At 60.9% G+C, this 23778-nt stretch carries 20 protein-coding genes; 10 read left to right on the forward strand and 10 right to left on the reverse strand.

The features are described 5' to 3' along the window. Nucleotides 1-833: 833 nt before the first annotated feature. The 5 genes from J2129_RS04690 (at nt 834) to J2129_RS04710 (ending at nt 6618) form a co-directional block, all read left to right on the forward strand. Nucleotides 834-1367, forward strand: a complete 534-nt coding sequence (locus J2129_RS04690) for a small multi-drug export protein (protein ID WP_209629763.1) — start codon at nt 834-836, stop codon at nt 1365-1367. A 154-nt stretch (nt 1368-1521) separates the two neighbouring features. Further along, a complete protein-coding gene (locus tag J2129_RS04695) occupies nt 1522-2058 on the forward strand; it encodes an HdeD family acid-resistance protein (RefSeq protein ID WP_209629764.1) in 537 nt (178 codons plus the stop codon). Nucleotides 2059-2108: 50 nt separating this feature from the next. Continuing rightward, nucleotides 2109-4460 (forward strand): arylsulfatase, encoded by a 2352-nt coding sequence (locus tag J2129_RS04700; RefSeq protein WP_209629765.1) that lies wholly within the window; start codon nt 2109-2111, stop codon nt 4458-4460. 32 nt (nt 4461-4492) lie between these two features. After that, entirely contained in the window at nt 4493-5044 is a 552-nt protein-coding gene (locus J2129_RS04705) for a DUF6325 family protein (protein WP_209629766.1), read from the forward strand. A gap of 26 nt (nt 5045-5070) precedes the next feature. Continuing rightward, on the forward strand, nt 5071-6618 hold the full coding sequence (locus tag J2129_RS04710; RefSeq protein WP_209629767.1) for an MFS transporter: 1548 nt from the start codon (nt 5071-5073) through the stop codon (nt 6616-6618). Between the two features lie 663 nt (nt 6619-7281). Here the strand turns inward: J2129_RS04710 and J2129_RS04715 are convergent. Further along, entirely contained in the window at nt 7282-8271 is a 990-nt protein-coding gene (locus J2129_RS04715; protein WP_209629768.1) for a hypothetical protein, read from the reverse strand. Between the two features lie 689 nt (nt 8272-8960). Between J2129_RS04715 and J2129_RS13185 the strand changes: the two genes are divergently transcribed. Further along, a complete protein-coding gene (locus J2129_RS13185; protein WP_209629769.1) occupies nt 8961-10238 on the forward strand; it encodes a winged helix-turn-helix transcriptional regulator in 1278 nt (425 codons plus the stop codon). 16 nt (nt 10239-10254) lie between these two features. Here the strand turns inward: J2129_RS13185 and J2129_RS04725 are convergent, their stop codons facing one another. Further along, complete coding sequence (locus tag J2129_RS04725) at nt 10255-11112, reverse strand: peptidylprolyl isomerase (RefSeq protein WP_209629770.1); 858 nt, start codon at nt 11110-11112, stop codon at nt 10255-10257. 56 nt (nt 11113-11168) lie between these two features. Between J2129_RS04725 and cyaB the strand changes: the two genes are divergently transcribed. After that, nucleotides 11169-11690, forward strand: a complete 522-nt coding sequence (gene cyaB, locus J2129_RS04730; protein WP_209629771.1) for a class IV adenylate cyclase — start codon at nt 11169-11171, stop codon at nt 11688-11690. On the opposite strand, the gene J2129_RS04735 is transcribed toward cyaB, so the two are convergent. From J2129_RS04735 to J2129_RS04745, 3 genes are read right to left on the reverse strand one after another with little or no spacing between them, the layout of a single operon-like run. Continuing rightward, complete coding sequence (locus J2129_RS04735) at nt 11680-12321, reverse strand: metallophosphoesterase (protein WP_209629772.1); 642 nt, start codon at nt 12319-12321, stop codon at nt 11680-11682. The genes cyaB and J2129_RS04735 overlap by 11 nt on opposite strands. Next, the gene (locus tag J2129_RS04740) at nt 12318-13442 is read right to left on the reverse strand and encodes a TIGR04013 family B12-binding domain/radical SAM domain-containing protein (RefSeq protein ID WP_209629773.1); all 1125 of its coding nucleotides are present in this window, start codon (nt 13440-13442) and stop codon (nt 12318-12320) included. The genes J2129_RS04735 and J2129_RS04740 overlap by 4 nt, the downstream gene beginning before the upstream one ends. A 10-nt stretch (nt 13443-13452) precedes the next feature. Next, the gene (locus J2129_RS04745) at nt 13453-13851 is read right to left on the reverse strand and encodes a DUF126 domain-containing protein (RefSeq protein ID WP_209629774.1); all 399 of its coding nucleotides are present in this window, start codon (nt 13849-13851) and stop codon (nt 13453-13455) included. A 45-nt stretch (nt 13852-13896) separates the two neighbouring features. Here J2129_RS04745 and J2129_RS04750 point away from each other — a divergent pair, with 45 nt between their 5' ends. Both J2129_RS04750 and J2129_RS04755 read left to right on the forward strand, forming a co-directional pair. Next, entirely contained in the window at nt 13897-15057 is a 1161-nt protein-coding gene (locus J2129_RS04750; RefSeq protein ID WP_209629775.1) for a proteasome-activating nucleotidase, read from the forward strand. 4 nt (nt 15058-15061) lie between these two features. Beyond that, nucleotides 15062-15460: a DUF5804 family protein gene (locus tag J2129_RS04755; protein ID WP_209629776.1), complete on the forward strand. Its 399-nt coding sequence runs from the start codon at nt 15062-15064 to the stop codon at nt 15458-15460. 565 nt (nt 15461-16025) lie between these two features. On the opposite strand, the gene J2129_RS04760 is transcribed toward J2129_RS04755, so the two are convergent. The 4 genes from J2129_RS04760 to J2129_RS04775 all read right to left on the reverse strand — a co-directional run bounded on the left by J2129_RS04760 (nt 16026) and on the right by J2129_RS04775 (nt 19491). Further along, on the reverse strand, nt 16026-17315 hold the full coding sequence (locus tag J2129_RS04760) for an anaerobic sulfatase maturase (RefSeq protein ID WP_209629777.1): 1290 nt from the start codon (nt 17313-17315) through the stop codon (nt 16026-16028). Between the two features lie 780 nt (nt 17316-18095). Continuing rightward, nucleotides 18096-18353 carry a hypothetical protein gene (locus J2129_RS04765; RefSeq protein WP_209629778.1) on the reverse strand — a complete coding sequence of 86 codons (258 nt, stop codon included), beginning with the start codon at nt 18351-18353 and terminating at the stop codon, nt 18096-18098. A gap of 267 nt (nt 18354-18620) precedes the next feature. After that, entirely contained in the window at nt 18621-18890 is a 270-nt protein-coding gene (locus J2129_RS04770; RefSeq protein ID WP_209629779.1) for a hypothetical protein, read from the reverse strand. Between the two features lie 49 nt (nt 18891-18939). Then, nucleotides 18940-19491: a VTT domain-containing protein gene (locus J2129_RS04775; protein WP_209629780.1), complete on the reverse strand. Its 552-nt coding sequence runs from the start codon at nt 19489-19491 to the stop codon at nt 18940-18942. A gap of 191 nt (nt 19492-19682) precedes the next feature. Here J2129_RS04775 and J2129_RS04780 point away from each other — a divergent pair, with 191 nt between their 5' ends. Then, nucleotides 19683-21488 (forward strand): hypothetical protein, encoded by a 1806-nt coding sequence (locus J2129_RS04780; protein WP_209629781.1) that lies wholly within the window; start codon nt 19683-19685, stop codon nt 21486-21488. Nucleotides 21489-21999: 511 nt separating this feature from the next. Here the strand turns inward: J2129_RS04780 and J2129_RS04785 are convergent. Next, a complete protein-coding gene (locus J2129_RS04785; RefSeq protein ID WP_209629782.1) occupies nt 22000-23337 on the reverse strand; it encodes a pyridoxal phosphate-dependent aminotransferase in 1338 nt (445 codons plus the stop codon). Nucleotides 23338-23778: the final 441 nt, after the last annotated feature.

Genomic DNA, 23778 nt, shown 5'->3' on the forward strand with positions numbered 1-23778 from the left:
CTCTGGCGGGGTGCTGGCCGCCCCCAAACCCCCCGCACCACGAGAGGTCGTGGACGGCACTCCCTCTTCAGGGATTATGAATATGCCTTCCCGGCCCGCCCTATCTCCACACCTGGGGTCCGCGGCGAGAGGGACGGGAAGGCGTGATGATCAGACGTGCCGCCCCCGGCCATTGAATTTTTCCTGCCATCTCGCGCGAGGATAGGCGGGGGGGCGGCAATTCGATAGTGGTCCTACGTGATACCTTGCTTCGAAGAAGGAGCACGGGTCCATGCCCATTTCAGAGACCCACGATCATCTTCATCCTGTATGCCCGGGCCCAGGGGTTCATGCCCGATTCTACAGAACCCTGATTTCAGAGATGATGAGTGAACCAGAATGGCTGAGAAAACGATCTCAGAGTGCGGTGCCCCCTCCCCCCTCGCCTCTCTTCTGTGGGGGGGGCGGGGTGCGGCACGTTCCCTGGCAGAGAGCATCACCTGGAGGAATTCTATAGATCCAGACTATGAGGTCATCCCAAAACTCTCCTGGGGTGTCCATCTCCTCGAACCGAAGCACGTCCTTCCAGAAATTCTAAACACTTAACCTCCACCGGGGGGCTTCCCGCCCCCATCGCCATCCCCAGGGTCCGGGCGGCAAGCCCCCCGGTGCAGTGGTGTGGGAAGGCATGAATGCACGGGTGCGCAATGAAGAAGAGAGGATATTTCCACCATATCCATCGCTATCTCCTGAGAGGGAGAAGGTTGGAGAGTTTTGGGATATGCTCTATGAAAGATCTCCAGCCCTCCCACCCACACCCTTTATCCCCCTGGCAGTGCTCATGGAGATCGATCATGCACCGACTCATCAGGTTCCTGGTCCAGGTCTCACGGGCGCTTTCATATGTCCTCGTCTTCTCTCTTGGCGTCCCGATTTTCCTCGACCTCGCGCTCGGCCTCCAGGGTGCCCCGCTCCTCGGACTGGTCACCTCGAGTTTTCTCTTCCAGGCCGCGGCCGCCGCCGTCGGGGTCTCGCTCGGGCTCCACCCGGGCCTCATCCTCCTGGTCATGACCTCCTTCGCCCTCGGGATGGTGCTTGCGATCTTCCAGGTCTGCGACACCTCCTCAGAACAGTCAGAGCGGGTCAACCGGTGGATCCAGGGGATCGGCGAGAAGGCGAAGAAGATCACGGTCCTGGATAAATATGGGGTTTACTCACTCATCTTCATCTCCTGGCTCCCTGGCCTCGGGCTGTACGCCTGCCCGGTCATCGCCTGGATCTTCGGGTGGGAGCGGAAGGCTGCGGTGCTCTTCATCCTCCTCGGGTGGTTCCTCGCCTCGCTTGCCGTACTTCTCACCTCCCTCGGGCTTGTCAAGATCGTCTTCTGAGGCCAGGAGACCGGAAAGATTTATTCAGGGTCATGACGTAGAGTGCCCGTCCATCACCAGACTCGACCGCACCGACCGCTACAGATCGCTGGAATCCCGTCTTTGAGCGCCCGACACACCTTTCGTCTGGAGAACAGTACGCCGGAGGGAAAAAATGGAAGAAACCGGTGCCCCGGTCATATACGAAGACTTTCAACTGCCATGGTGGGCCGTGGTGCTCGAGGGGATCGCGGCCCTTGTCATCGGGGTCCTCCTCCTGACCACTCCAGGGATCACGATGGTCGTGATCGTCCAGTTCCTCGGGATCCTATGGCTCTTTGGAGGAGTCCTCGCGCTCATCGGCGCGGTATCGATCCGTGAAAATAGGGGATGGAACATCCTCTCGGCGGTCCTCGGGATCCTTGCCGGGATCGTGATCCTGCTCTACCCTATCTATGCCCCGTTCGTGCTCCTGACCTTTCTGATCATCGTGCTCGGGATCTGGGGGATCGTATACGGGATCACCAGACTTGTCTGGGCCATGCAGGGCGGGGGTGTCGGGACCGGGGTCCTCGGGCTCCTGAGCCTGATCTTCGGGGTGATCCTCATTATCAACCCGCTCATCGGCGCCGTCACGCTCCCGTTCATCTTCGGGGCCTTTGCGATCGTCGGCGGGATCGCGGCGATCGTGGCCGGGATCAGGGCGAAGTGAAAAGATATATGAGATGACCGCATGGCAGAGGCGATCCCGGAGGAGAGACGATGCCAGAACAGTTCAAAGGAGTGATCAACCTGGACATCAGGGACTCGGTCCCTGACTGGACCCCATATGAAGCCCCCAGAGCCCCGAAGGACGCACCCAACGTCCTGATGATCGTCCTCGACGACGTCGGGTTCTCCGCATTTTCCTGTTATGGCGGCCTGATCGAGACGCCGAACATCGACCGCATCGCCGGGGACGGACTTCTCTACACCCAGTGGCACACCACCGCCCTCTGCTCGCCGACCCGCGCCTGCCTGCTCACCGGCCGCAACCACACCACCGCCGGGATGGCCTGCATCGCCGAAGGGACCACCGGGTTCCCGAACTCGAACGGGCACATCCCCTTCGAGTGCGCCACCCTTGCCGAGGTGCTCGTCGAGGCGGGGTACGGCACCTGCATGCTCGGCAAGTGGCATCTCTGCCCTGAAGAGGAGATGCACCTCGCCTCGACGCGGCGCAACTGGCCGGTCGGCCGCGGGTTCGAACGCTATTACGGTTTCCTTGGAGGCGAGACAAACCAGTATTTCCCATCTCTCGTCTCTGACAACCACCCGGTCGACCAGCCAGAGACCCCCGAGGCGGGGTATCACCTCACCGAAGATCTCACCGACCAGGCGATCACGTACCTTCGCGACCTCAGGCAGATCGATCCGCACAAACCCTTCTTCATGTACTATGCTCCCGGCGCCACCCATGCCCCGCACCATGTCCCGAAAGAATGGACCGAGCGGTACGCCGGGAAGTTCGACGAGGGCTACGAGCACTACCGGGAGGAGGTGCTGGCGCGCCAGAAGGAGATGGGGATCGTCCCGCCCGAGACCGAACTCCCGCCCGTCAACCCGATCGGCACGCCCGAGAGCAGGGAAGGCCCTGACGGAGAGCCCTTCCCCGAGACCGACCACACCCTCTCCTGGGACTCGCTCTCAGACGAGGAAAAACGACTCTTCTCCAGGATGGCCGAGGTCTATGCCGGGTTCCTCAGCCACACCGACCACCAGATCGGCAGGATCATCTCCTACCTGGAGGAGGCCGGGGAACTGGAGAACACCCTCATCGTCCTGGCCTCTGACAACGGCGCCAGTGCCGAGGGCGGGCCGTACGGCTCGGTCAATGAGAACAAGTTCTTCAACGGGATCCCGGAGAGCCCGGAAGAGAACTTCACGATGCTCGACCTCCTCGGCGGCCCTGAGACCTACAACCACTACTGCAACGGATGGGCGATGGCCTTCAACACGCCCTTCAAGATGTGGAAACGCTACTGCTATGCCGGCGGGATCGCAGACCCCCTCATCATCCACTGGCCGAAGGGGTTCCTGGCGCGGGGCGAGATGAGGCACCAATACCATCATGCCGTCGACATCGCCCCGACGGTCCTCGAGTGCGTCGGACTCAAGATGCCCGAGACCGTGAAGGGCGTCACCCAGTGGCCGCTCGAAGGGGCGAGCATGCGCTACTCCTTCGACGCACCGGGTGCTGAGAGCCGCAAAGAGACCCAGTATTACACGATGCTCGGGAGCCGTGGGATCTGGCACCGGGGCTGGAAGGCGGTCACCACCCACCCGACGCTCTCCGGGTGGGGAGGGTTCATGGAGGACACCTGGGAACTCTACCATACCGATACCGACCGTTCGGAAGTGCGAAATCTCGCGGAAGAAAATCCCGGGACGCTCGAACACCTCAAGGCCCTCTGGTTCCACGAGGCCGGGCGGTACGGCGGGCTTCCGCTCGACGACCGGCCTGCGATCGAGGTGCTCACCTCGCCCAGGCCGCACCCGGCGCCGCGGCGAAATCTCTTCGTCTACTATCCAGGGACAACCCCTGTCCCCCAGTCGGTGGGCGTGAATATCCGCAACCAGTCGTACGCCATCGCCGCCGAGGTGGAGGTTCCGGACGGCGGGGGCGGGGGCGTGCTCTTTGCCCAGGGCGACACCTTTGGCGGACATGCCCTCTATATCAGAGAGAACCGTCTCCACTATGTCTACAATTTTGCGGGCAGCATCGAACAGCAGGTCAGCAGCGTCGTCGAGGTACCGACAGGCTCCTGCATCCTCTCGGCGGTCTTCACGAAGACCGGCGAAGAACCGAAGGGCACGGCCCACGGACGGCTTGCGCTGTACATCGACGAGAGGATGGTAGGCGAGGGAGAGATCAAGACCCAGCCCGGCAAATTTTCGCTCAGCGGCGGCGGGATCAGTGTCGGGCTCCAGCAGGGAAGTCAGGTGACCGCAGACTATCCGGGCGAGCGCCCCTGGCGGTTCACCGGGACGCTGAAGAAGGTGGTGGTGGATGTGAGCGGGGAGCCTTATGTCCACCTGGAGACTGAAGGCGAGGCGATGATGAGCCGCGAGTGAACGGCTCGGAGTCTGCAAGGGGGAGAGAAAACATGGCATTTGGACCGGTACAGCTCTTCGTGATCGGGTTTGAGGACCCTGACTTCCACGGGGAGATCCTGGAACAGTTGAGAAAAGTGCGAGAAGAGGGGTTGCTCAGGCTCATCGATCTCCAGTTTGTCTGGAAGGACGAGGACGGGAACCTCACCTCCTTTGAGGCGACCGACCTTTCCGACGAGGAGGCCGCACGCTTCGGCGCCGTCATCGGCGGGCTCATCGGCTATGGCGCCGCCGGACGGGAAGGGGCGCGGGCCGGGGCGAAGGCAGGGGTGATGGCAGTCTCAGAGCGGGACTTCGGGCTGAATGAGGACGACCTCGACGACATCAGTCTCTCGATCCCGCCGAACTCGGCCGCGGCGATCATGCTCGTCGAACACCGCTGGGCGCTTGAGTTGCGGGACGCCGTGAGGTCGGCGGGCGGCGTCGTCCTGACGCAGGGGATGCTGACCCCCGAAGTCCTGGTGAGTGTCGGCGCCGAACTTGCCGAGGCGGTGGAGGCGGCCGAGGAAGAGGAGAGGAAGAAGATCCCGATCGCCGCACGCTGAAGAGGCACCACGGGTCGGGGGAAGAGATGGAGGGGCAGGGCGGACTGAAGAAATGGGGCGTCCTCGTCGTCGTCTGCCTGGCGATCTTCATCATGGTCATCGACACGACCATCATGAACGTCTCGATCTCGGCCCTGGTCGTCGAACTCGACACCACGGTCCCGGCGATCCAGTCGGTCATCGCGATCTACGCCCTGATCATGGCCTCGTTCATGCTCTTTGGGAGCAGGATGCAGGACGTGATGGGGCGAAAACGTGCCTTTCTTTTTGGGGTGGTGCTGTACGGGATCGGCACCTTCGTCGCCTCGATAAGCTGGAACATCGGGGTGCTGCTCGTCGGGTGGTCGGTCTTCGAAGGAGTCGGGGCGGTCTTTATGATGCCGGCGACGGCCACCTTCCTCACCGCGGCATACTCAGGTCGTGACCGTGCCGTCGCCTTCGGGGTCTGGGGCGGGGTCGCGGCGGCCGGGGCGGCCTTCGGCCCGATCATCGGGGGCTACCTCACCTCATTTTATTCCTGGCGATGGGCCTTCAGGCTCGAACTCCTGGTCGTCGTCGTCATTCTCATCGCTTCGGTCCTCCTCTCTGGTTCAAAACCCACCGAAAAATTCAGGAACCTCGACTTTGTCGGGATGGCGCTTTCCTCGGCAGGGCTCTTTCTCATCGTCATCGGGATCCTCCAGCTCAAAAATCTCGGGGTGTGGAGGGCCATCCCCTTCTTCATCGGGGGCGGACTCCTCCTGCTTGCGATCTTCTTCTGGTGGGAGCGGCGGGTGAGGCGGGCCGGGGGGGTTCCGCTCGTCGAGACCGCGCTCTTCGGTGACCGGATGTTTCTTGTCGGCAACCTTGTCGGCAGTCTGCAGACCGCGGTCTTTGCCGGGTTCCTCTTTATCATCCCGGTCTTTCTCCAGTCGGTCACCGGCATCGGGGCATTCGAGACCGGTATCGCCCTCCTCCCTGTCTCGATGGCCGTCTTCATCGTCTCGATCGGGGGAGCCAGGTTCTCGGCGGTGATCGACTCGAAGTACCTCGTCCTCATCGGGATGGCCCTCGGGATCTGGGGGACGGTGATGCTCAGGGACATCTTCGGTGTGGAAACGACCGCCGAGATGATCATTCCAGGTTCTGTGGTCTTCGGGATCGGGATGGGGCTCGTCCTCTCCCAGATCACCAACCTCACCCTCTCGGCCGCCCCAGAGGAGGAGCAGACCGACGCCTCAGGCGTTCTGAACACGACCAAGCAACTCGGCACCTCGGTGGGGACCGCCCTCATCGGGGTCGTCCTCCTCATCTCGATCTTCTCTGGCCTGCTCACCGCCGTCGATGCCTCGGGCTACTTCGAGGGGATGGAGCGCGAAGAGATCGCGGCCGAGATCGATCGGTGGGTCGAGAAGATGGAGACCGGGACGCCTGAGGAGATCCCGGCGCCTGTGCTTGCCGAGGCCGAGCAGGTCGCGGACGCCTCGATCAGTCAGGCGATGAGGTCTTCGTTCGATGCGATCCTGGCCCTCCTCTTCATAGGATTTTTTGCGTCTTTCTTCATCCCGCGGGTCAGGAGAGAAGGAGGGTGGTGATGAAATGGAACAAAGGTGAGGGCGAAAAGATTGTGTTTTGTAGAATCAGGCATGAATGTGGGGTTCACGCATACGCGATTGAACAGGATCGTGGGTCTCCAGGGTGTGTGGACCGGTGCTTCCTCCTCTGAGGACACCAAGGAGGGCGCCTCATTGCCGTCCCCGCCTCTCCTCTCCGGGAGGTCAGGGGGTGCACCCCCCGGCCAAGATGAAAGTAAAAATTCAGCTTTGTAGAAACCCTCACTTCTTCTCGGTGCAAAGGTGGCAAGGGCGACTCAATCGCCTTCCCACACAATCACACCAGGGGCGAGTGCCGCCTGCACCCCCAGGACTACGATGGGGCCGGGACGGCACGCCCCCCGTCGAAGAGAACCATCAAGAGGGGTTCTACAGAGCCGATATTCAGGATCATTTTCATGGTAACCCCTCATTGACCAGTCAGAGTGCCCTTCTGATCACGTGCCTCCCCGACCCAATCGTCATCCCGGAGGTCCAGGCAGGGGTAGCGCCCCGGCAAGAGACGATGGGAAGTGTGCTCATCTCTGCCACTTGCCAGAGGGGAATTTCTACAAAACCTGGGAGACAAAACTATCCTTGCACTCCGCCCCACCCGCGAGCCAGGATCGACAAAAGAGTGTCCTGAATCATCCGCGACTCTACGCCCTATGGACTCTCCTCTCCTTCACCATAGAACACAAACCCTTGCAGGACGCGGGCGGCCACGTTGTAGATGAGAGAAGCGACGGCCCCGATGAGGAATGCTCCTCCCGCGTAGATGAAGGGAGAGAGGAAGAGGTCGAAGATGACGGTCTCGGTCTCTGGGAGGCCCGGCAGGAACTGGAGGCCGGTGATCGCGCCAAGGGGCATGCTCACCGAATGGAGGCACCCAAGCCCGAATCCGATCGCCGCGGCGGCCCTGGCGACCGTCGGGGTGGCGAACGCCCTGATCGCATACAACCCACGAGCACTCCTGCTCACGGCACTGTCGGCCGTCCCCCTCACGGTCACCACCGCACCGCGAGTCCACGGCAGAAAGAGATTGTACAGCAGGGCGGCACCCCCGAAGATGACAACACCAAGCGCAACCTGGGTGAAGAGCCAGAGGACGGTGATGATGATCTCCTCTGTCGTGTTCACCCCGTAGATCGCCCCGGAGTGCGGCCACCAGACCGAACTCAGCCACCCGAGACCTATATAGAGGAGGCAGGTGCAGGCCCCAAGTCCAAAGAAGATCACCCCGCCGATCCCGCCTGCGGCGCAGACTTCCACGTCCCTGATCGCGATCTCTCTTTCCTCAACCCCTGGAGAGGTGCCGGTCCTGAGCGCAATCCCCCCCATATGGGCGGCGACCAGATTGTACATCACGATTGCGACTGCCGCGGCCACCAGCACGAACATCACCCACAAGGGAGGTTCCAGGAGGACGGCGACGGGGTCGGGGGGTGGTGGGTTCGTCATTGTCATAGTGGCCGTTCCAGACGAGGTCTCTGAGACCATCTCAGAATAGGGCTCATAGGTGAGGAGAGCGATCGCGGCGAAGACCAGGATGATCACTCCAAGGAAGACGAAGATCGGGGTCAGGGCCTTCATCGTCGGCCAGAACCTGACCGACGTGATCTCAACAGTGCTATTGAGATGAGAGGGATTGTGCATTGATTGATCCTCATGCAAGCCCTGAATATATTTTTTCTCTCATGATCAGCTTCTCCGGGATCTGGTGACAGGTCAGGAACAAAAAGTCGCCAACACGATGCAATTGAACGAGATGTAGTTTTGTAGAAGTGCTCATGAGTCAGGAGCACGCCCCAGGCATGCCGCATGAAAAGATTTTCATGGTAATTTCTCTGGATGGCTGTCTCTGCGGGGGGTTGGCCACCCCACCCGGTCCCCCGCGCGAGCGATCGATGGCAGACGGCACTACGCTCTCCATGGTCATTGATGGTGCCTTCCCAGCCTTCTCTTCATTCCGGGGGTCGGGGGGCAGCGCCCCCGGCACCGATGTTTGGGGAGGCGTGATGATCAGACGTGACGCCCCCCTCGCAGCATTTTCCCCGTCGTCTCGCGCCGGGGGGCGTTGCCCTCCGGACCCCCCACGGACGAAGATAGCCGAGGGGCGGCGATGAAACAGGATACTCACTGTTGCCCTGTCACGATTGAAAGAGATCTCTCCGGACTCTGAAACTCTGCTCAGGCAAATTTTCATCGCGTATGCGTGAACCCGGGGTTCATGCCGGGTTCAACAGGCCCCCGAGATCCGAAAAACCCGACCTGAAACATTCTGTGAGAGAATATCTTTCTATACAGATTCCCATCCTCTGATCAGGGCGGAGGATACAAACGGCGTGATACCAGGGAAAAAAATACTCATTGCGCTTGCCTTGCTGGTCCTTGCAGCCAGCTTCGTCGGGGACGGTGCGGCAGGACCGGTCGCCGACGCCGATGAGGTCGCCCAGGGAACGGTGGCGGCCTACGAGGAAGCGGGATCCATCTCGACGACGGTGGCGGTGCACAGCCCAGGGGCCCGCGACGAAGAGATCCTGATCAGGGCAGAACCGCCCGAGCGTTTCAGGGCCGACCTCCTGGAACCTGTGTATCACGACGGCATCGGGGTCGTCGTCGTACGTGACGGCCTTCTGTGGAAATACTGGCCGCCGACCGCCGATTTCCCGGCGATGAGAGGCGCCACAACAGACACCTTCTCGGACGTTCCGGGCACATATCTTGAGACCGCCGTCACCGCGCTCAGGGGCACGACCGCTGGCGAGGCGCGGACGGCAGAGCATGACGGCCGCCCTGTCTATCTGCTCCGGACCGGAGCGCCGGCGGACCCCTGGCCGTTTCCCGCAGAGACTGAAGATCTCAGGATCATGATCGACGCCGGGAGTATGGAGATTCTTGAAGTCGAAGGGCTTGACCGGGACGGGGCGGTACTCCTGACCGCGGAGTTCAGGGACATGAAGATCGGCGTCCTCCTCCCTGAGGACACCTTTGCCTTCACTCCTCCGAAGAGCATCTGGCAGAGGGTTCCCGGGGTGACCGGCATGCCGCTCATGGACCTGGCCTTCTTCCTCTCTCATCTCCTCTTCTTTGCTCCAGATCTTGCCGCTGTCTTCCATGCCTGGCCCTATCTCAGCTACCGCAAGGTTTCCAGAGAGAATATCCTCGAGAACAGGACCAGACGACGGATCTACGAGACGGTCAGAGCAGCGCCGGGCGCCCATATGCGCATGCTCTCCAGGCTGACCAGGACAAACATCGGCACCCTCCGCTATCATCTTGCACTCCTCCAGGATACCGGCAAGATCGTCGCCGCACGTGCCGGAGGGTATGTACGCTACTATGAGAACTGCGGCAGATACGATGAGAGCGAGATGAAGATCCTCGGGTCTCTCAGGAATGAGGCGAAGAGCACGATCATTTCCCTTCTTATCACAGAACCAGGACTCAGTCGCAAAGAGATCGCCGCACACCTCGGGATCACGCCCCAGGCGGTCTCCAGACATCTGAAACAACTCTGCGACGACGGGACCGTGGAACCTGGAGAAGATGGACGCACCGTCAGGTACCGTCTTGATGCACGGGCCAGGACCTTTCTCGATGACGTCCTGGCAGGAAAGTAAAAAAAGATATTGAGGATTATTCCTCAGCCTGCTTCTTCGTAGTCTTCTTGGTGGCCTTCTTTGCAGGCTTCTTGGTAGACTTCTTCGTAGTCTTTTTTGCAGGCTTCTTTGCAGGTTCTTCCTCCTTCGCCTCTTCTGGAGCCTCTGCCGGTTCCTCAACAGCGGCTTCGGCGGGCTCTTCTGCGGCGGCCTCTGCAGGCTCCTCCTTCGGGAGCTCAGGGCGCTTGAAGGACTCAACAAAGACGACTTCCTTGACCTCTTCGATGTACTCGAAGGTCTGGTAGACGACGACCCCGCGGGACATGGTCCAGCGCTTGTCATAGTTGATCCCTGCCGGCAGGGTCACGGTCAGGACGCCGTCCTCGAAGACGACATCCATGTCGCGGCCAGAGAAGAGCTTGATGAAGCCCTGTGCCTTCTCCACCACATCCTCCACGACCCCTTCGATCGTGTAGGTGTACGAGAGCGCCTGGCCTGCAAGCGGGTGGTTGAAGTCGATGACGGCACGCTTGCCGACCACATTGACGACAACGCCCTCGCGCTCACCGGTCTGGACACGCATGCCCGGTTTGGGCTTCTCTCTGAAGTTGTTGGTGCTCACCGACTCGACGAGCTTTGGGTCGTGCGGCCCAAAACCCTTCTCGGCCGGCACCTCGACCTCGTTCTCCTCGCCGATCTCCTTGCCGACAAGTGCTTCGTCAAGCCCCGGGATCACGTGGCCGCTCCCGACACGGATGACGATCGGGGCATAGTCCTTCTTCGGGTTCTTGATGTCTGCCTTCTCGGCCTCGGCCTCGATGGTGGTGTCAAAGACCTCGCCTTCGATACGACCGATATAATTGAGTCTGATGACGTCTCCTTCCTGGATTGCCATGGATACACCTTGTCTATATTAAGTCATGACGAAGATACTTAAATGGGTGCCATCGGATGTTTGAAGTCGAAGCAAAGATACGGGTTCCAGATCTCGAAGAAATACGGGCGCGGCTTGTCAGGGTCGGTGCGACCACGCCGATCTCCAGCGATCAGCGTGACGTCTATTACAACCACCCTGACAGGGACTTCAGGGAGACCGACGAGGCACTCCGTCTCAGGTACGAGGACGAACGGTGCACGGTCACCTACAAAGGTCCGAAGTGTATCTCAAAGAGCGCCAAGGCGCGAGAAGAGTTCAATGTCACCGTCGAGTCGGGGGCGGTGATGGAGGAGGTCTTTGTCCGCCTGGGTTTCAGAAAGAGTGCCGAAGTCAGGAAACACCGGGAGGAGTTCGCTCTTGGGACTGCGTCCGTCGCCCTCGACGAGGTCGAGGGGCTTGGGAGTTATGTCGAGATCGAGGTGATGGTCCATGACCTGGACGCCGGGGCCGAAGACGAGATCGCCCGCATAAAAGGGGAACTGGGGATCGAGGGCGACCACATCCCGCAGTCCTATCTCGAACTTCTCACAGCGTGATCAGGTCGATCGTGATCTCGCCCGGGTCGTCGCCGAAGGTGAGCATGGCGCAGTTGCCCTCGGCGGCCGGGCCAGGGTTGACGACCTTGACCCCGTCCACCTCGACGACGCCCTTGTGCTCGTGCATGTGAGCGCAGCAGACCAGGTCGAACTCCTTGAGGTGGGCCCTGACGCTCGTGCTCCCGACATGGGTGTCGCCCGCCAGATCGAGGACGCCGTGTGGAGGCGGGTGGGAGATGAGCACGTTGTGAACGTTTCTGTCCATCAAGGCGGTGCCCTGCGTGATCAACCGCTCGATCTCCTCTTCCTGGAGTTCGAAGGGGGTGTCGAAGGGGGTCGGGTTCGAGCCGCCGATCCCTGCCATCGAGATCTTGCCCATCGTGAAACTTGCCCCATGAAGGTTGACGCACTCGGAGCGTTCGATGGAATCGCAGATCTCGCGAGGGTCGCAGTTGCCGGGCACCACGAAGCAAGGGACGTCGATGAACGACCCGATCTTGCCGACCAGGTCGCACGGCCCAAACTGCGTGAGATCACCGGCAATAATGACAAAGTCGGGCTTCAGGTCAAGAAACGCATCCATTTTGCCCAACTGGCCATGGATATCAGCCAGCAATAACACTTTCGTCATGATAGAACATCTGAATGGTTCTTAAAAAACCTTCTCTCAGGATCGTCCCATGATCCTGTGATCCTCCCTGCGAGGGCGAGCTGGCCGAGGGCCTGCTGCGTCTCGGGGAGGAGAGGCCGCGGCGCCATCCCGGCCATCGGGGTTCCAGGAAGCGGGATGAACCGGTGGACATGGGGCTTGCCGTTTCTTGCGACCTCGCGGATCAGCGAAAGTGTCGCCGCTTCGTCTTCGTCCTCGTCGCAGGGGAGGCCGACGATGAAGTCGACCACCGGGAGGAGGTCGTGGTCCCGGCAGAGGTCGAGCGCCTGCTCGACGTCGGCGACGGTGTGGCCGCGCCTGAGCGCCTTGAGCACCCGATCTGAGCCGGACTGCGCCCCGAAATGGAGACGCCGGTTGGCACAGTAGGTGGTGATCAGGTCGAGCGCCTCCTCTGAGATGCACTCAGGGCGCACCTCTGAGGGGAAGGTCCCAAAATAGATCCTGTTCTTGTGGAGGGCCTGGAAGAGTTTCTCCACCCTATCGAGTCTCAGGTGAACGCCGTCAGAACCGTAGGCAAGGGCATTGGGGGTGACGAACCGCGCGTCCCTGAACGCCGTGGCGGCGCGTGCGATCTCGTCGACAGGCCGGTGACGCATCCGGTGACCAAAGATCCGCGGGGTCTGGCAGTAAGCACACCCGAAGGGGCATCCACGCGAGATCTCAAGATACCCTTTGAACTGCGAGAACGGGGGGTACGCCGGGAGATATACCGTATGGTCGGGCGGGCAGATCCCCCCTTCCCTGGTGGCCACGCCCGGCACCTCTCCGGCTTCACCGGCCTTGATCGCGTGCAACAGGCGCGGGAGGGTCCATTCCCCCTCGCCGACCACCACATAGTCGGCGTACGCCGCCGTCTCCATCGGACAGGCCGTGGCATGCGGGCCGCCGACGATGGTGGTGCACGGGGCCGAGGCGATCTCGACCCTGAGATGGGGGGCGTTGAGCGAGTTGAGACTGTAGCAGGTGACGTCGCCCTCAGGGGCCTTTACCGGCCTGAGCCTGAACCCCTCGCCTTCGCAGGCGGCGTACAGGGCGGCGAACGAATTTCTCGCGTGGGTGATCTCCCGCCAGTTCACCTGCATGGGGCGCCCCTCATGCGTCCCAGGCGGCCGTCCCCTCGTCGCCGTCGACGGTCACCTCGGTCCCGTCAGGCAGGTCGGCGAGGGCGACCTCGAGGCGGTCGACCATCGGGATCCCGCCCATGATCGCACCGGTGGCGATGATCGGTTCGGCTTCGGTGTTGATGATCGCCGCCGGGGCTTTTTCGTTTCTGCTGAGGGCGTACATAATATATGATCCGACCGTCGAACCTTTGCCGTACGGGAAGGCAAAGACTGTCCCGGCGATGGACTGTCCCTGGAGGGGGTGCCCCTCCTCCATGATGACGCCGGTCTCGGGGTCGACCCCGGATAAGAACGAGAGCGGTGCATCTGAGACCAACAATTTTCCAGACGCTACGCCTCTTGCAATACCTCTTCCTTTGACTATCACTTCCACACCTAATAAATGGTATAAAGACTCCACTATATTAGAGACATGGAAGACTCAGTGGTTAACGTCAGCAATGACAATGACCTGTATAAAATTCAGCTTCAGGAGATGAAGGCAAAGATCCTGGATCTGAAGATGCAAAACGAGTTGCTCCAGAAAGAGGTCAACCAGCTGCGCCGGGAGAACAACCAGCTCAAGCGCGTCCCCCTTTTTGTTGCTGCGGTCGTGGACAAACTCGGCGACGGTGAGGTCTACCTCAGGCAGCAGGGCAACAACCAGGAATATATCACCAGGGTCAACCCCGAGCTCTATGCCGAGTTGAAGACCGGAATGAAGGTGGCGGTGAACAACGCCCTCTCCATCGTCAAGACGGTCGGGACCATCTATGACGCCCGCGTGCGGGTGATGGAACTGGAATCTGTCCCTGAGACCACTTTCGAGCAGATAGGCGGACTGAAAGAGGAGATCGAGGAGGTGCGTGAGGCGGTCGAGTACCCGCTCACGAGGCCCGAGATCTTCGAGGAGGTCGGCGTCGAACCCCCGAAGGGCATCCTCCTGCACGGTCCCCCTGGTACCGGCAAGACCCTCATCGCCAAGGCCGTGGCGCATAATGCCGAGGCCGAGTTCATCAGGATGTCGGGCTCTGAACTGGTCCACAAGTTCATCGGCGAGGGCGCCCAGCTTGTGCGGGAACTCTTCACCTTTGCCCGCGAGCACACCCCGGCGATCGTCTTCATCGACGAGATCGATGCGGTGGCAAGCATGCGGACCAACGACGGGACGTCTGGCAGCGCCGAGGTCCAGCGGACGCTGATGCAGCTCCTGGCCGAGATGGACGGCTTTGACAACCGGGGCAATGTGCGGATCATGGCGGCCACCAACCGTGTCGATATGCTCGACCCCGCCATCCTCAGGCCAGGACGGTTCGACCGGATCATCGAGATCCCGGTGCCAGACACCGACTCTCGCCGCGAGATCTTCAAGATCCACACGGCAAAGATGAACCTCTCAGGGGTCGGCATCGAGAACCTGCTCCCCGAGACCGAGGGAATGACCGGCGCCGAGATCCAGGCGATCTGCCGGGAGGCCGGGATGCGTGCGGTCCGCCGGAGCGCCAGGAAGGTGGAGCATGCCGACTTCCTTGAGGCCATCAAGAAGGTCGGGCACACCGAGAAGAACGCACCTGACTCCAGGATGTATATCTAAAGATATGCACCTGCTCCTCATCCCGCGTGAGGGGACCGACCTCTTTCATACTCTTTTTGCATCCGAGACCAGCAGAGAGATACTCAGGTTTTACCGGCCGCAGAAGGCGGAGTGCGGGGTGGTGATCGACGTGATCTCCCTTGGCGCCGCCCTCTCTCTTGCCGCCGAACTGCGGTGGTACCTGCGGCGTTATGTCGCTCTCACCCTCCTCGAAACCGAACCAGGACGCTACTGCACCCTCGGATATGCAAGGGCTATCGACCACCGGGAGATCAATCCCGACCGTCCGCCTGAAGCCCGCCGGCACCTCGTCGTGAGGGGCGGCAGGGTGAGAGAGGCAGGGGCGGACGAGGAGGGCGCCGTCGAGGTCTGGGCATTGCCGGGAGAGAAGGTGTCCCTCTAAGGGGTCTGGAAGATCGGATCTGGAGACACTCTTTTGATCGCGCTGTGGCGGGGGACGGCGTCGCCGGATGTCAGGATCTTACTCTCAGGCTTTCGGGCCCAACCATTATCGTGGGGAATGCGAGCAAGAGCGCAACTTATGTCATATTCATCTATTCTGCCTTCCCGAGGCAATCGTGGTCACGGGGGTCTGGGCGGCACTCGCCCCCGGTGCGTACGATGGGGGAAGGCACGTCGATCAGATCGGCCCCCCTATCATTGAATCTTTCCTGTTGTCTCGCTCCGGGGGGTTTCACCCCCGAGACTCCCCACGGACAGAGGATACGCGGGGGCGGCACTACAACAGCCATCTCATTTTCATCCGGTATGCTTGAGCCAGGGGTTCATGCCGAATTCTACAAAGTCAGATGATCGAGTCCGTCCCTCCTCTCCAAGCCCTTATGTTCGGTCTTCCTTCTCCGACCGCATCTCCCTGGAGTTGGGGCAACACTCTTATCCTTCGCCAGGAACCGGGATTGCGAGGAGCAGAGATCAGCATAAAGACTCTGGCAGACCGGGCGGACCGTTCACCGGTCCATGGACTCTCCTGATCTTCGACGCCCGTGACACTTCTTGTACTTCACCCCGCTCCCGCACGGGCAGGGGTCGTTGCGCCCCACCTTTGCCGCCTTCACCCCGTGCTCGCCCTTCTCTCCGGCACGCATCTCCATCACCCCGTCGGCGGGGAGTCCCCGCCTGAGAAGACCGGCCATCACCTGCATGGGCCGCTCGATATGGGAGAAAAAGATCCGATAGCCTTCACAGAGATAGTTGAGGCCGGGGTCGCCGTCAGGGGTCGAGATGAAACGGTTTTTCGGGCACCCCCCGCGGCAGGCAAAGAGGTGAGGACATTCCCGGCAGTAGTCTGGGAGGGCGTCCTGCTTCTCCCGCCCGAACCGCTGCTGTTTCTCTGCACCGACGAGCACGGGAAGGGGAGTCTCGGTGATATTTCCCAGAAGATATGCCGGTTCGACGAAGTGGTCGCAGGAGTAGAGGTCGCCGTTGTGTTCGAGCGCGACTGCGGCCCCGCAGGTGGGTGCAAAGGTGCAGAGGCCAGGAGGGTGGCCCGCCCATGCGGCGAGCGCCGTGTCGAAGTGCTGCACGAAGACCTCCCCCACGTCCCGCCGCACCCACTCGTCGAAGACAGTGCAGAGAAACCGCCCCCATTGCACCGGGTCCACCGAGCGATCGGTGACCGCGGTCCTGTCCTCCCGCTCCACGATGGGGATGAACTGGAGATACTGCGCCCCTGCCTCGTCGCGGAAGAAGCGGTAGGTATCGAGGGGGCGGGTGCTGTTCGCGGTGTGCACCGTGCAGAGGATGTTGTATTCCACCCCGTGCTCCTGCAGGCACCGGAGCCCGGTCATCACCCGGTCAAATGTCCCCTGAGCCCGCCTGTCCACCCGGTAGGCATCGTGCACCTCCTTCGGGCCGTCGATGCTGATCCCGACAAGGAAGTCGTGCTCACGGAAGAAAGTGCACCACTCGTCATCGAGGAGCGTGCCATTGGTCTGGATGGTATAAGATACCTGCATGCCGGGCTTTTTGTAGTGCTCCGCCAGTTCCACCGAGCGGCGGAAGAAGTCGAGTCCCATGAGCGTCGGTTCGCCCCCCTGCCAGGCGACGGTCACCTGCGCCACCTGCTGGGCCTCGATGTACTGCCTGAGAAATTCCTCCAGCAGGGCATCGCTCATCCGGAAGTTGCTGCCTGGATAGAGTTTCTCTTTTTCGAGGAAGAAGCAGTAGCGGCAGGCAAGGTTGCAGATCGCGCCGGTGGGTTTGGCGAGCACATGGAAGGCCTGAGGTGCCTGACCCATGAGCGGGGATCGCCTTTTCTGAATGATAGAGGTATCGGGTGTGGGGAGGGTTTGGGGGGGAGGCCATACTGGAGATCACGATCACGTTCAATCGCGGCTGAAGAGCGTACGGGGAACATCTGCCCATCGCACCAATCGATCGCCCCTCAATTGCAGCATCTTCACCCCCGCCTCGCCGTTGGGAGATGGTGATTGAGTGGTGTTCACACGATCTTTCCCCGTCACAAGGAGAATGATCAAGGATCGATCCCTCCACGCCCGGAGAACTTCGACATGAGATTTTCATCATGAGGTCATCTCAAAAGTATCCCTGGCTTGATCAATCATCAGGATTGAGAGACATTCTGGTCATTCCTCTGCCTCCCCCACTTCAATCGCCATCACAGGGGTCCAGGGGCGGCGGCCCCAGTGCGAGTGACAGAGGAAGGCAGACTGATCAGACATGCCGCCCACAGAAAGAATAAAGAGTGGTTCTTTGCCCTTTCTTGCCGGGGGGAAACCCCCCGGACCCCCCACGACGAGGATAGGTGGGGGCGGCAACGAAGGGGTGATCCCGGGGAGCATCCTGCTTAGAAGGCAGAGCAGGTGTCTATGCACACACCGTAAAATCACAGGAATTTTCATCCCATATGCTTGAGGCGTGCTCTCGCCTCATGAAATATTCTACAGGCCCCATCGGTGAATCTCATGCCTTCCTCCTCACCTTCGCCAGGGGTGTTGCCCATGGTCCTGCACAACGCGCGAGAGAGCACCGCAGGATTTCCTCGTCCTTCCGGGCGGTCATTTCTCACCCGCGCCCCACCCCACATCGATGTTCTCCCAGTCAGGGAGGTTCCTGATGAACTCACGCGGGTCGAACGGTATCTTCTCAAGGTCCACCCTGATCTGCGAGGCGGCCAGAGTCTCAGGTCTGGCATTCTCGATCCCCTTCAGTGGGAAGTCGCGTGCAGGTTTCCGGTCAGGGTACTTCTGCTTCCAGATCTCGTGGCGTGCCTTCATGATGTTGAACATGCCCTTTGTCGGGAAGAGCGGGAGCATCTTTGGCTGGACCTCGCGCGGGTCGTTGTAGAGATCATAAAACGCCGCCCCCGTGAGTCCGGGCGATTCACCGACCCAGACTCATCTGGCCGGGTGCGATCATGCCGGGCCACCAGGCAAACATAGGGCCACCTGATAGTTCCGCGCCGCCTCCTGCTCTTTATGGCCGCGCAGGACCACCATATTCTCTGCCCACAGAAGTTTTACCCAGGGTGGCCCCCATCACCCTGTCGACGGGTCCTGGCATCTCCCGGTGGACGCGACCCCTCACCACCTGAACCGTTCCTGTTTTCTCCTCAACTCCCCGAGGGGGACAAGCGTGTAACTGTGGAGTGCCCCTTCCTCGTCAAGGGATAGTTCGAGGTACAGCCCCTGTCCTGCATGTTCCATCGCCACCTTTGCCGGGTCGCCGCCCTGCTGGACAAAACCCATCCTGACCAGTTCGTCCTCGAAGAGGCGTAGCGGCATCCCTCCATACCGGTCGAGCAGGGCCTCTGTGTCTTTCATCACATCGACCTGCAGAGTCTTGATGACCATGTCTGCCGATACTGCGCCGTCTCCTATGAATAGGTGCCGGTTGTGAGGGTCAGGCCGCGAGCACCGCCCTGAGAATGAGGATGTACAGGGAGAGGAGGCCCGCCTCCCCTGCCCCGACGCCGACCAGGCACTTCCAGAGCGGGACCCTGAGCGTGGCGGCAAGGTAGACGACGAGGTCGGTCGGGACAACAGGACAGATGCTCCACCCGGCGATGACAGGGAACTGGTGTTCCATGAGGTGCGCTCTGATCTGCCCGGCCTGCTCGGGGTAGCGCCTCTCGAGGACGGCATCAAAACCAAGGTGCCGTGCACAGCAATGGACCAGGGTGGAGGAGGTGAGGATGCCGAGCATGCTCACGACAAATGCCTCCAGGGGATCGAAGAGCACGATCCCCGAGATGAGGAGAGGCGTCGAGGGGACGAGGACCAGGCCCCTGATCGAGAGGATAAGGAAGTAGACGAGGAGGGCGACGGCATGGTGCTCGGCGGTGGTGCCCTCGAGGGCGGTGAGGTTGAAGCACTCCGGGTACCGCAGATATGCCATGAGGCCGAAGGCGACAAGCGAGACCCAGATGAAGGGGACGGCCCGTCGCAGCCACATCGCTCAGCGCCCCCGCGGCCTGGTGCGGGGGGGCATCTGGGGAAGATTCTCTCTGTTCGGTCCTGTAGGTGTGGCCATGTGCTGGTCCCCCCTCTGCTCTCTCCCCCCTCATCATGCTTTTGCCCGGGCCGACATCTCGACCTGAGAGTGACACGGGAAAAAGATAAATAGAGATTATCCGAATGTGCACAATGGATCCAGGAAAAAATGTGTTTCATGGACTTGAACTCTTCTTTCTTCTCTCAGTACTGTTTCTTCTTTTCATCTCTTGTGGCTGCACCACGACCGGGCAGACGCAGGCCTCGGTCGCCGGCACGATCACCGGCGACTACACCGAAGGGCCGGTCTATGTCGTCGCCCTCGATGCAGACCGGTATGGGCCCTCAGATCTCAGAGTGATGGAGGAGGGTGAGCATCCTGAACAGTCGGAGTATGTCACCGCGTTCACTGTTCTCACGGCACCCGGCGCCTTCAAGATTGACGGGTTGCCTGCCGGGAACTACACCCTGTACGCCTGGGCCGACACCGACGACAACGGCTGGATCGACCATGCGGCATACCGCGACCCGACCGGATGGCACAGCACCGGGGAACGTCTTGGGCCGGGTACCATCTCGCTCGCTCAGGGGGAGTCCCTCCAGGACGTCGGGATCAGGCTCGTCGCCCCCTCCCCATACCCGGCCGAACTGAAGATCTCAGTCGGTGACGGCGGGGGGAGACTCACCGTCATGAAAGGCCGCCCTGTCCTCCAGCTCAGAGGCACACCCGAGGAGCGGGCATATGCGATGGGGTATCTGGCAGGGCCGCAGATCAAGGACTGGATCGAGTACGTCCTCCTTGAGACATTTTACCCTTCAGTCGAGGAGTATGATGATATCTTCATCCCCTATCTGAAAGCACACATGATAGGCGTGCTCGCAACACGCGGCGACGAGTTCGATGCGGTCATCGATGGGATGGAAGCGAGAGGGGTCGACCTCTATTCCGACACCCTGGGCAGAGATCTCGCCCGCGAGGAGATCCTCGCTGAGAATGCCTACCCCTTCCTCCTGTACTTCAGGATCTACGGCCTCGCTATGGGCGACCTCGATCCCGGGAATGAAAGTATCCAGGACAGAGGGATCTCACCGCACCTCTGTTCGAGCGCAGTTGCATGGGGGAACTGGACAGAGAACGACGAACTCGGCGGGGGGGTCATCCATGGCAAAAACATGGACGGCGAGACCGACCTCAGGAAGGTGACGGTGAACTCCCTTCTGATCGTCGCCTCTGAGCCTCAGGTAGGGTCGGGACAGAAGCGTGTGGTCGGGTTCGACTGGCCCGGCTTCATCGGCACCTTCAATGGCATGAATGAGGACGGACTTGTCCTGGTGCCCCACTCATCCCCCTCGGTCCCGGCATGGAACGAGACCGATTTTCTCCCGTACGTCCTGCTGTACATGGACACGCTCCAGGGAGAGAGCAGTGTGGACAGTGCGTGGGAATTCTGGCAGACGATGAACCAGACGCGGACGGGGGGGCATAACGCCGGGGTTTCGATGCCGTACCTGAACTCTTCAGGAAGCGCTCCGGTCTGCTTTGAGGCGGACTCCTATGGGGGGGTCGAGCGCAAAGCCGGGTTCATCAAGCCGGAAGACCCCTTCTCCCTCATCATCACAAACAACTTCTACCAGTACCAGGGTGCGAATCCCAAGGCAGTCTCGAAGGTGCAGGGTCATCACGAGACGATCGAACCCGGAGACTACCGATATCTGGCGATGCTCGACCTCTTCGATACGTATGAGGAGGAGGGGCAGACCATCGGTACCCCTGAGATGATCGCGCTGATGCAGGCGGCGTCGACTTCAGAGGAGTATCAGGGGATCACCGAGTACACCTTCGTTGCCTACCCCGACCAGGGAGCGTTTGCCGTGGCGACCGAGGACCTGGTGAACCACACCCTCGACGCCCCGTTTGCGCCGTTCACCAGGTATTCCTTCGAGGAGGTCTTTGGGTAGTCCTGCACCCGGATCTGGAGACGAATTTCTAAAACTGAATTTCTGACGGCTCTTTGAAAAATCATGAGGAGGTTTTTCATCGAGGTCATCCCAACACTCTCCACCCCTCCCCTCTCTTCATGGTTGTCTATACCGCCTTCCTGACTCCATCGTCATCCTGCTCAGGTCATAGGGTCGACGACCAGGAAGAGTCCCTGGATGTCATTGCGCCCCCGCGCGAGACAGGGGGCACTCCGCATTTGATTCGGGTGGTCTTCCCCCATAGAGAGACCCAGCCTGAGGGAATTCTCCAGAGCGAAAAATAGGTTTTTCCGTAGATATCTGACTCTCAAGGGGCCCCACGTGAAAATGGAGGGACGGCATGGTGTGGTGCTCCCCCCTGCTCTTTTGGAAAGAAAGAAAGAGCAGAGATCCCTCCATGCCCGGAAGTGCGCCCCAGACCAATATGCACGCCTATGGGTGAGACGTGCGGCGGTGCGGCGTCGATGAAAAAAATGTCTCTCTCCCCTTTCTATCCTGACTCCTTGCGCACCTCCTCCACAAACCGCCGCATCGCCCCGACGCCTTCCACCATCAGCGGCGCTACCTCGTGGACGAAGGCTGTCTTCTCAAGACTGGTGGTCGGGCGGTCCTCCCGATACAGGTCGAGGGCCCGGCGACCGTCATAGTCGACGCAGGCTACCCTGACACCATACTGGTCCTGCGGGAGCATGATCGCGTCTCCGCCGATCGTCGCCACATGGTGCGGGTGGGCCAGGAGGGCGGTGCTGAGGTCATGGGAACGCGTGACCCCGCACTGCCTGAGGTCGTCGGCAAGGAGGTTGAAATCGGCAAGAAAATAGAACCCGCCTTCAGGCACCGTCGCCCGCACCCCATCGATGGTCGAGACCGCCTTACTCATATAGTGGGACATGATCCCGTGGACCGCCCTTGCCGTCTGCATGTACTCCTCGACTGCCGGGTCCTCGGCGTACGCCGTGATGGCGGCGTACTGGACCGGGGTGGCGACCGAGGTGTACATCGTCGCCGCCACCTTTGTGAAATCAGCGACCAGTTCTTCGGGACAGTCCTGGGGCAGGATACAGGTACCCAGGCGGTAGCCTGCCGCCGAACGGTCCTTCGAAAGCCCGCCGGTGACAAAAGTCCCTTCGGGGTACACTGTCCCCATCGAGGTGAAGCGCTCGAAGTCGTATGTCGTGAGCGCGTAGATCTCGTCGGCGATCACCAGGCAACCGTACTCGCGGCAGACCGATGCAATCGCCTCCAGTTCCTGCCTGGTGTACACCGCCCCGGTCGGGTTGTTGGGGTTGTTGAAGATCAGAATGTGGCGTTCGGCCGGATGCGCCGCAAGCACCGCCTCCAGGTCGGCCGGGTCGAGACGATATCCCCGGTCCGGTCTTGAAGGGAGCGTCCTGTACTCCTTGCCAAGCAACGTGATGATCGGAGCATACCCGATCCAGGCCGGCGACGGGATCACCCAGGTCGCCTCCATCATCGAGACGATGATATAGATGAGTTCTTTGGATCCGTTGCCTACGACGACCCGTTCTGGTCCGGCTTCGATACCAAAATGTCGTGCATAAAACCCGGCCACCGCCTCGCGCAATTCCTCGGTCCCGGCGGCATCGGTATAATACCCGAGCGTGGCCTCGCGTTTCAATGAGGTCACCAGTTCGGGCGGCACCGGAAAGGGCGACTGTCCAAAGGCGAAGTTGAAGAACCTGGCCTGGCACCCCATTGCGCTGCACCGTTTTCTCTGCTCCGCGACCATCAGTCCGACCCGCAGGTTCTCAGGGACCGCGACCGCATCGATCCGTGGATCTGTCCTGATCGCATACATCTGCTGCATTGCTCTCCCCCCACTCCGGCATCCTATGCACAACCCTCGCTATAAATCCCTTCTGCCGGGCCTGGAGAATGGGGCATGGACCCGAGGACCGCGCATACGCGGTTGCACATTCTTGTGGTTCCCTGGTGTGAGGACAGATCGATCCCTGGCCCCTACCCTTGCCTCAGATAAACGAACAGAGATCAAGCGTTGTGCCGTCCTCTGGTGCGAGAGGACAGGAGGAATCTACGATGAGGGCGGCACACCCGATCATCACGCCTTCCCACACCCTCCTACCAGCGGCGAGTGCCGCACTGACCCGCGGGATGGCAATAGGGCCTGGAAGGCAGAATAGATGGCCATAAAGAGGGTGGTGCCGTCCTCGACCTATCGTGTGGCGGGGGGGGTCGGGGGGCGGCACGCCCCCCGTCAGAGATATTCATCAAGAGAATTTCTACTGAA

Origin of the sequence: Methanofollis sp. W23, assembly GCF_017875325.1 — an archaeon.
GTDB lineage: Archaea > Halobacteriota > Methanomicrobia > Methanomicrobiales > Methanofollaceae > Methanofollis.

Bases quoted from the DNA above. Each gene is read 5' to 3' on its own strand.
- J2129_RS04690 (WP_209629763.1), top strand. From the start codon at position 834: ATGCACCGACTCATCAGGTTCCTGGTCCAGGTCTCACGGGCGCTTTCA.
- J2129_RS04695 (WP_209629764.1), top strand. From the start codon at position 1,522: ATGGAAGAAACCGGTGCCCCGGTCATATACGAAGACTTTCAACTGCCA.
- J2129_RS04700 (WP_209629765.1), top strand. From the start codon at position 2,109: ATGCCAGAACAGTTCAAAGGAGTGATCAACCTGGACATCAGGGACTCG.
- J2129_RS04705 (WP_209629766.1), top strand. From the start codon at position 4,493: ATGGCATTTGGACCGGTACAGCTCTTCGTGATCGGGTTTGAGGACCCT.
- J2129_RS04710 (WP_209629767.1), top strand. From the start codon at position 5,071: ATGGAGGGGCAGGGCGGACTGAAGAAATGGGGCGTCCTCGTCGTCGTC.
- J2129_RS04715 (WP_209629768.1), bottom strand. From the start codon at position 8,271: ATGCACAATCCCTCTCATCTCAATAGCACTGTTGAGATCACGTCGGTC.
- J2129_RS04725 (WP_209629770.1), bottom strand. From the start codon at position 11,112: ATGGCAATCCAGGAAGGAGACGTCATCAGACTCAATTATATCGGTCGT.
- cyaB (WP_209629771.1), top strand. From the start codon at position 11,169: ATGTTTGAAGTCGAAGCAAAGATACGGGTTCCAGATCTCGAAGAAATA.
- J2129_RS04735 (WP_209629772.1), bottom strand. From the start codon at position 12,321: ATGACGAAAGTGTTATTGCTGGCTGATATCCATGGCCAGTTGGGCAAA.
- J2129_RS04740 (WP_209629773.1), bottom strand. From the start codon at position 13,442: ATGCAGGTGAACTGGCGGGAGATCACCCACGCGAGAAATTCGTTCGCC.
- J2129_RS04750 (WP_209629775.1), top strand. From the start codon at position 13,897: ATGGAAGACTCAGTGGTTAACGTCAGCAATGACAATGACCTGTATAAA.
- J2129_RS04755 (WP_209629776.1), top strand. From the start codon at position 15,062: ATGCACCTGCTCCTCATCCCGCGTGAGGGGACCGACCTCTTTCATACT.
- J2129_RS04760 (WP_209629777.1), bottom strand. From the start codon at position 17,315: ATGGGTCAGGCACCTCAGGCCTTCCATGTGCTCGCCAAACCCACCGGC.
- J2129_RS04765 (WP_209629778.1), bottom strand. From the start codon at position 18,353: ATGCTCCCGCTCTTCCCGACAAAGGGCATGTTCAACATCATGAAGGCA.
- J2129_RS04770 (WP_209629779.1), bottom strand. From the start codon at position 18,890: ATGGTCATCAAGACTCTGCAGGTCGATGTGATGAAAGACACAGAGGCC.
- J2129_RS04775 (WP_209629780.1), bottom strand. From the start codon at position 19,491: ATGTGGCTGCGACGGGCCGTCCCCTTCATCTGGGTCTCGCTTGTCGCC.
- J2129_RS04780 (WP_209629781.1), top strand. From the start codon at position 19,683: ATGGATCCAGGAAAAAATGTGTTTCATGGACTTGAACTCTTCTTTCTT.
- J2129_RS04785 (WP_209629782.1), bottom strand. From the start codon at position 23,337: ATGCAGCAGATGTATGCGATCAGGACAGATCCACGGATCGATGCGGTC.